Source organism: Ruegeria sp. YKSF57 (assembly GCF_059612585.1).
This window is the reverse complement of record NZ_JBXWQW010000092.1, coordinates 1-6,817: the sequence shown is the minus strand read 5'-3', so window position 1 is coordinate 6,817 and position 6,817 is coordinate 1. Positions and strand designations below refer to the sequence as shown.

General features: G+C 63.0%; 7 protein-coding genes. 2 read left to right on the top strand and 5 right to left on the bottom strand.

Going from position 1 to position 6,817, the window contains the following annotated elements; all coding sequences use genetic code 11:
• Positions 1-162 precede the first annotated feature (162 nt).
• A complete protein-coding gene (locus AC2FLX_RS21655; RefSeq protein WP_496810910.1) occupies positions 163-1,383 on the top strand; it encodes a phenylacetate--CoA ligase family protein in 1,221 nt (406 codons plus the stop codon).
• 83 nt (positions 1,384-1,466) lie between these two features.
• Positions 1,467-3,134, top strand: a complete 1,668-nt coding sequence (locus tag AC2FLX_RS21650; RefSeq protein WP_496810923.1) for an ABC transporter permease — start codon at positions 1,467-1,469, stop codon at positions 3,132-3,134.
• 81 nt (positions 3,135-3,215) lie between these two features.
• On the opposite strand, the gene AC2FLX_RS21645 is transcribed toward AC2FLX_RS21650, so the two are convergent.
• The 5 genes from AC2FLX_RS21645 to AC2FLX_RS21625 all read right to left on the bottom strand — a co-directional run.
• Positions 3,216-3,659: a DMT family transporter gene (locus AC2FLX_RS21645; protein ID WP_496810909.1), complete on the bottom strand. Its 444-nt coding sequence runs from the start codon at positions 3,657-3,659 to the stop codon at positions 3,216-3,218.
• Positions 3,656-4,171 (bottom strand): GNAT family N-acetyltransferase, encoded by a 516-nt coding sequence (locus AC2FLX_RS21640; protein ID WP_496810908.1) that lies wholly within the window; start codon positions 4,169-4,171, stop codon positions 3,656-3,658. Before AC2FLX_RS21640 ends, AC2FLX_RS21645 begins: the two co-directional genes overlap by 4 nt.
• Positions 4,168-4,722: a helix-turn-helix domain-containing protein gene (locus AC2FLX_RS21635; RefSeq protein ID WP_496810907.1), complete on the bottom strand. Its 555-nt coding sequence runs from the start codon at positions 4,720-4,722 to the stop codon at positions 4,168-4,170. Before AC2FLX_RS21635 ends, AC2FLX_RS21640 begins: the two co-directional genes overlap by 4 nt.
• Positions 4,723-4,842: 120 nt before the next feature.
• On the bottom strand, positions 4,843-5,859 hold the full coding sequence (locus tag AC2FLX_RS21630; protein WP_496748448.1) for a Fe(3+) ABC transporter substrate-binding protein: 1,017 nt from the start codon (positions 5,857-5,859) through the stop codon (positions 4,843-4,845).
• A 116-nt stretch (positions 5,860-5,975) separates the two neighbouring features.
• On the bottom strand, positions 5,976-6,817 hold an 842-nt coding region (locus AC2FLX_RS21625; protein ID WP_496875550.1), incomplete at its 5' end, for a sulfatase-like hydrolase/transferase.

Below are 6,817 nucleotides of genomic sequence, written 5' to 3'. Positions count from 1 at the left end.
GGTCTGCGGTGTCGAAATCGGTCACGTCGGTCTCCTCTCTCAGTCGTCTCAATGTGGTCGGGTCAAATTGTATGCGATGGCATGCAGTCAATTGCCCCAACGTCAATACAATCTCAATCAGGCAAGCTGTCGCGCCCCGCGCGGCGCATGGAGGGCTTATCCATGACACAGCATTTCGATGCTCTCGAAACCCGGTCCGCCGACGAGCGCGCGGCCGATCTCTCCAAAGCGTTGCCGCAACAGATCGCCCGCGCGCAGGGCGCTGCCGGGTTTTCTGCCTCGCTGGCTGGCATCGATGCCGACGCGGTCACGTCGCCCGGGGCGCTGGCGAATTTGCCCGTTCTGCGCAAGTCCGAGTTGAGCCGCGCACAGGCTGAGCATCCGCCCTTTGGCGGCTTCACGGTCAAGCCTGCACATGGCTTTGCCCATATTTTTCAGTCGCCGGGTCCGATCTATGAACCGGGCGGTGTCGATCACGACTGGTGGCGTATGGGACGGTTCCTACATGCTGCCGGGATCGGGCAAGGCGACATCGTGCAGAACTGTTTCGGCTATCACCTGACGCCCGCTGGCATGATCTTTGAAAACGGCGCCCGCGCCGTGGGCGCGGCGGTGCTGCCTGCCGGGACGGGGCAAACCGAATTGCAGGTGACCGCCGCCCGCGACGTGGGGTGCACCGCCTATGCCGGGACGCCGGATTACCTCAAGGTGATTCTCGACAAGGCCGACGAGATGGGCGTCAGCCTGAAGTTTTCCAAGGCCGCCGTCGGCGGCGGCGCGTTGTTCCCCAGCCTGCGCCAGGAGTATGCCGATCGGGGGATCACCTGCCTGCAAAGTTATGCAACCGCGGATCTGGGCAATATCGCCTATGAAAGTTCCGCGATGGAGGGGATGATCGTCGACGAGCATGTGATCGTCGAGATCGTCACTCCGGGCACCGGAATGCCGGTGGCGCCGGGCGAGGTGGGCGAGGTCGTGGTCACCTCCCTGAACCCAGACTATCCGCTCATCCGCTTTGCCACCGGTGACCTGTCCGCCATCCTGCCGGGGCAGTCGCCCTGTGGCCGCACCAACCTGCGGATCAAGGGATGGATGGGCCGCGCCGACCAGACCACCAAGATCAAGGGCATGTTCGTTCGGCCCGAACAGGTGGCGGCGCTTGTTGAAAAACACTCCGAGATCGTCAAGGCGCGCGTCATCGCCGCGCGGGATGGGGAAATGGACACGATGACCGTGCGCATCGAAAGCCCCTGCCAGGACAGTTCCGCCTATGCCCGGTCGGTGGTCGAGGTGCTCAAGCTGAAAGGTGCGGTCGAGATCGTCGCACCCGGCACCCTTCCCAAGGATGGTTTGGTGATCGAGGATCAGCGGGTTTACGACTGAGCATTGCCTCTGGTAATTCCGACTGAATTGGTCGAATAAGGGCGGGGCGCGCTATGACGCCCCGCTTTGCTGTTTTTGGGACCATGGCTCAGATCGAATACGCAGAACACGGTACACGGCACCGCAGCGCGCTGGGCACGCGCGTACTGGGCGGGCTTGCCTACGCTATCGCGCTGGCCTGTCTGCTGCCGATGGTCGCGGTCGCGCTGGCGGCGCTGACAGGCGGCACAGACACGATCACCCACCTGATCCAGACGGTTTTGCCACGCTATCTGGGAACGACCGCCGTTCTGGTGGCGTTGGTCGCGGGCGGTACCTTTTGTCTGGGCGTCGGTGCCGCGTGGCTGGTCACGATGACCCGCTTTCCCGGTGTGCGCCTGATGGAGATCGCGCTGGTGCTGCCGCTGGCCTTTCCGGCCTATGTTCTGGCCTATGCCTATACATTCGTGCTGGATCACCCCGGCATCGTACAGGCGACCCTCAGACAAGTGACGGGCTGGGGGCCGCGCGATTACTGGTTCCCGGAAATCCGCTCGACCGAGGGCGCGGCAGTAATGTTGATCCTTGTTCTGTATCCCTACGTTTACCTGCTGGCCCGCGCCGCGTTCCTGCAGCAAAGCGCCACCGCCTTTCTGGCGGCCCGCGCGCTGGGTTCAAGCCCCTGGGCTGCGTTCTGGCGGGTGTCGCTGCCAATGGCGCGCCCGGCAATTGCTGGAGGCGTCCTGCTGGCGGTGATGGAAACTATCGCCGATTTCGGAACGGTCGCCTATTTTGGGGTGCAGACTTTTGCTACCGGCATCTATACCAGCTGGTTCTCGATGGGCGACCGTGCGGCGGCGGCGCAAATGGCGCTGTGCCTGCTGGGGATTGCATTGGTCATGGCCGTGGCCGAACGTACTCAGCGCGGCAAGGCGAAGTACTATCAGGCCGGCAAACGTCACGCGACGATGCCCGCGGCAGAGCTCAAGGGATGGCAGTCGGTCGCCGCCTTTGTGCTGTGTGCGATACCGGTGCTTCTGGGCTTTATGTTGCCGGTCGTGATCCTGATTCAGATGGGGCTGGAATCGGAACAGGACCTGCTTTCAAGACGCTACGTCGGGTTCATCCGCAACTCGCTGACTCTGGCTGGAACGGCGGCTTTCGTTACGGTCAGCGCCGCAATTTGCGTGGGCTTTTTCCAGCGCCTGAAACCGGGACGCAAGGCGGCCGGGGCGGCCTATCTGGCGCGGCTGGGTTATGCGGTTCCGGGCGGCGTGATCGCTGTCGGGCTGATGGTGCCCTTTGCCGCATTCGACAATGCGCTGGACGCCTGGATGCGCGAGACCTTCGGGATCTCAACCGGGCTTTTGGTCACCGGTTCCATCTGGCTTTTGGTCGCGGCCTATATGGTGCGGTTCCTGGCCGCCGCGCTCAGCGCCTATGAGGGTGGCCAGAGCATGGTGCATGCCAATATGGATGCGGCGGCCCGGTCGTTGGGCCAGACGCCGCTGGGCACCCTGCGGCGGGTGCACCTGCCGATCCTGACGCCCTCGCTGCTGACCGCGCTGCTGATCGTGTTTGTCGACGTGATGAAGGAATTGCCCGCAACGCTGATCATGCGGCCCTTCAATTTCGACACTCTGGCGGTGCAGGCCTATCGGCTGGCTTCGGATGAGCGGCTGGAGGGCGCGGCGGTGCCGTCGCTGGTGATCCTCGCCGTGGGCCTTCTGCCGGTGATCCTGATCTGCCGTCAGGTCGGACGCAACCGTTAGGTGTTGGCGAAAAAAGCGTTTGAAAATGCCTTGAAGCGGTTTGGGAACCGCTTAAGCCGCTTGCAAGCGGCTTTGCCCGCCTCACCGCCAGATCACCAAAACGGCCCCGGCGCCAACCATCGCCAGCCCCGCCAGATTGGCCACCGAGAACTCTCGCGCCGCCATGCCGAAGGCGCCGACCCGGACATAGGCGTAGCTTGCCGCAAGCTGCCCCAGGATCACGCAAACCATGTATGACGCCACGCCCAACCGCGGCACGGCGAGGATCGAGACCAGCACCACATAGACCCCGATCAAGCCGCCGGCCCAGGCCCAGAGCGGCAACATCGCCATCTCCGAACGCCGGGGAAACGGCCCGCCAAGGCCCGCGAGCAAGGCCAGCAACGCCACCGCGCCCAAGGCAAAGGCCAGCACCGCCGCCTGCACCGGCCCTCCCAGCATCCCGGCCATCCGTGTATAGATCGGCCCCTGCGCCGCGATCAGCGCGCCGCCCGCGATCACGGCCAGCACCAGAACCCCGATCATGCCAGCACCTTGTAGAGATAGGTGGTCGGTTCGTAGACCTCCTCGAACGGGTTGCGACAATAGTTCGGGATCTCTCCGGCCACTTCGAACCCCAGCCCCTGATACAGCACCTGCGAAGGATCGCCGCTGCGCGTGTCCAGCACCAGCAACGTCCTGCCTAGCGCCCGCGCCCGCGCCTCCAGCGCCTGCATCAGAGCCCGGCCCAGCCCCTGCCGCCGTGCGTCGGGATGTACCAGCAGCTTGGCCACATCTGCCCGATGCGGCTGGTTCGGCATCGCCGCCAGGGCCAGATGCACCGTCCCCACGATCCGTGTTCCGTCACGGGCAGCAAACAGCTCGACCCCGCGCCCCACCGACGGAAACACCCGATCCGCCCAATAGGTCCGCGCCTCGGATGCCGGGAAGGGCAGGATGAACCCCACGCTGGCGCCCGCCTGCACGCAATCCCGCAACAGGTCGGTCAGATCCTCCAGCGCCCCAGGCAGCGCCGCGCGCTCCAGCCGCCCGATCAATTCAGCACCAGCATGTACCGCGCCCCGCGCGCCGGAGCTGTGACGAACTCGCTGGTACCAGACAGATGATAGCGCAGGCAGTCGCCGCCGTTCAGCGCATGCGGCACGCCGTCCACGGTCAGGGTCAGCGCCCCATCAAGCATGATCAGATGATGTTCCTGCCCCGGTTTCGGCGGCGCGTCATAGGTGATCCGCGTGCCCGGCGGCAGATGGCATTCCAGCACCTCGCCACTCAGCCCCCTGGCGGGCGGCGACACCGAGCGGCGGGTATAGCCGGTCTCGGGATCGGTCCACTCGGTCTGCCGCTCATAGGGCACCTTGGGCGCAAAGGTTTCCTCGACCATCATCAGCAGCCGTGACATCGGCAGGCCAAAGGCCGCGCACAATCGGCCCAGGCTCTCGGCGGTGGGGCTCACCTCACCCTTTTCCATCCGCGACAGGGTCGCCCGGCTCAGCCCGCTCTGCGCGGCAAGCTGATCCAGCGACCAGCCGCGCCCCCGCCGCAGCTCTCTCAGGTGCTGTGAAAGGCGGTGAGACAGGTCATCCAGCATATCTCATTTCCGACAAATATTCTCATTTTCGGAAATTCTGCACTGAATATGAAAGGAAAGCAAACAGAAAACGGCGCAGAGAACCCCTCTGCGCCCCATTCTGCCCGGATTTTGGGCAGATTACTTCCAACCGACCTCGTTAAAGATCTTTTGCGCCTCTGGAATGTTCTTTGCAACCTCCGACAGGTTCACCTCATCGGCTTTGAATTCGCCAAGCGCCGCCACGTTTTCAGCCAGCGGGACACCTGCCACCGCGGGGAATTCGTCATTGCCGCGCGAGAAGTAGACCTGTGCCGAGTCGCTGGAGAGATATTCCAGGAACCTGATGGCATTGTCCTTGTTCGGAGCATGAATTGCGACGCCGGCGCCGCTGAGGTTCATATGTGCCCCTTGCGCGTCCTGCGCCGGGAACTGGATGCCGATCATGTCGATATCGGCTGTCAGTCCTTTGATATCCTTGCGCAGGGCGCGGGCGAAGTAATAGGAGTTCGACACGGCGATCTCGCATTCACCCGAGATGATGCCGCGCAACTGGTCGGTATCGCCGCCTTGCGGGTCGCGGGCCATGTTGTCAACGACACCGGCCGCCCATTCACGGGCTACGTCTGCGCCGTGGTTGGTGATGATCGAGGCCAGCAGGGTCTGGTTGTAGGTGTTGGTCGACGAACGGATGCAGACCAGGCCTTTGTATTCCGGTTTGGCCAGATCCAGATAGGTGACGGGCGGATTGGCGACCTCGGCCTTGTCGAAAAAGATGATGCGCGCGCGCTGCGAGAAACCGAACCATTGGTTGTCTGCGTCTTGCAGGTTGGCGGGAATGCGCTCTTCCAGAACCGCGCTGTCGACCGATTGCAGAATGCCGGCCTCCTTGGCGCGGGCCAGACGCGAGGTGTCGACGGTCAGGAAGATGTCGGCAGGCGAATTCGCGCCTTCGGCCTGCATCCGGGCCATCAGCTCGTCTGCATTGCCCTCGATCCTGTTGACTATGATACCTGTGGCCTCTTCGAATTCGGAATAGAGCTGTTCGTCGGTGTCGTAATGGCGCGAGGAGTAGATGTTCAGCTCTCCCTCGGCCGCAGCCGAAGTGGCAACAAGGGCCGTCAGCGCAGCGGCGATACAGGTGGATGACTTGATCATGGCGGGTTCCAACATGGTTCGGGTGAATTTTATCTGACTGATTTTATCAATTACCAGAGTCGGCGGGCGACGCAAGGTATTCCGACTGAATTAGTCGGAATAAATCGTCGCAGGCTTCACCCTTCGGGATTGTCCATGTCCCAGGCTGCCAGAAGCCGGGGCAGGGCGATGTTCCAGTCCAGAACGCCTGCCTTGTCTGCCCAGTCCTGATATTGCCGGGTCAGATCGCGCGCGCGCCGGGCTTCGCCGTGGATCAGGTCGTTGAGCTCGGTACGGTCGCTTTCCATATCGTAAAGCTCCCAATCGTGCCCATGCAGGCGCACCAGCTTGAACTGACCCAGCCGGATTGCGGAGTTGCCCTCGTGCTCGAAATAGATCGGCTGCTGGCGTTCCCACGCCTTGCCGCTCAACAGCGCGAGCAGGCTTTCGCCCTGACAGGGCTGGATCTGATGCCCGCCCAGATCAGATAGATACTGCGCCCCGGTGACTTCGAGAATGGTGGGCAGGATATCGACCACATGACAGGGTGCATGCACCGGCTGCCGCGCCCCGATCCGGTTGGGCCAATGGGCCACCAGCGGGGTCGAGATGCCGCCCTCGTGTACATAGTGCTTGAACAACCGGAACGGCGCATTCGAGACATTGGCCCAGGGCTTGTCATAGCTCTGATAAGTCAATGCGTCGCCCGGCATTACGTCGGGCCGGTTGCCCATCGCGATCCTGCGCCCGTCATGGGTGGTGTCGGGAAAGAACTTGGCCCAACCGTCCTCGGCCATGAATTCGGCGCAGCCGCCATTGTCGCTGAGAAACAGGATCAAGGTATCTTCGAACTGACCCAGCCGCTTCAGGGTTGCGATCAAGGTGCCAATAGACTGATCCATCCGGTCCACCATCGCGGCATAGGTTGCCATCTTGCGTGCTTCCCAGTCGTGGTTCTGTTCGGCGTCCCACGGGATCA

Coding starts and splice junctions, on each gene's coding strand:
- AC2FLX_RS21655 (WP_496810910.1), top strand. CDS start 163: ATGACACAGCATTTCGATGCTCTCGAAACCCGGTCCGCCGACGAGCGC.
- AC2FLX_RS21650 (WP_496810923.1), top strand. CDS start 1,467: ATGGCTCAGATCGAATACGCAGAACACGGTACACGGCACCGCAGCGCG.
- AC2FLX_RS21645 (WP_496810909.1), bottom strand. CDS start 3,659: ATGATCGGGGTTCTGGTGCTGGCCGTGATCGCGGGCGGCGCGCTGATC.
- AC2FLX_RS21635 (WP_496810907.1), bottom strand. CDS start 4,722: ATGCTGGATGACCTGTCTCACCGCCTTTCACAGCACCTGAGAGAGCTG.
- AC2FLX_RS21630 (WP_496748448.1), bottom strand. CDS start 5,859: ATGATCAAGTCATCCACCTGTATCGCCGCTGCGCTGACGGCCCTTGTT.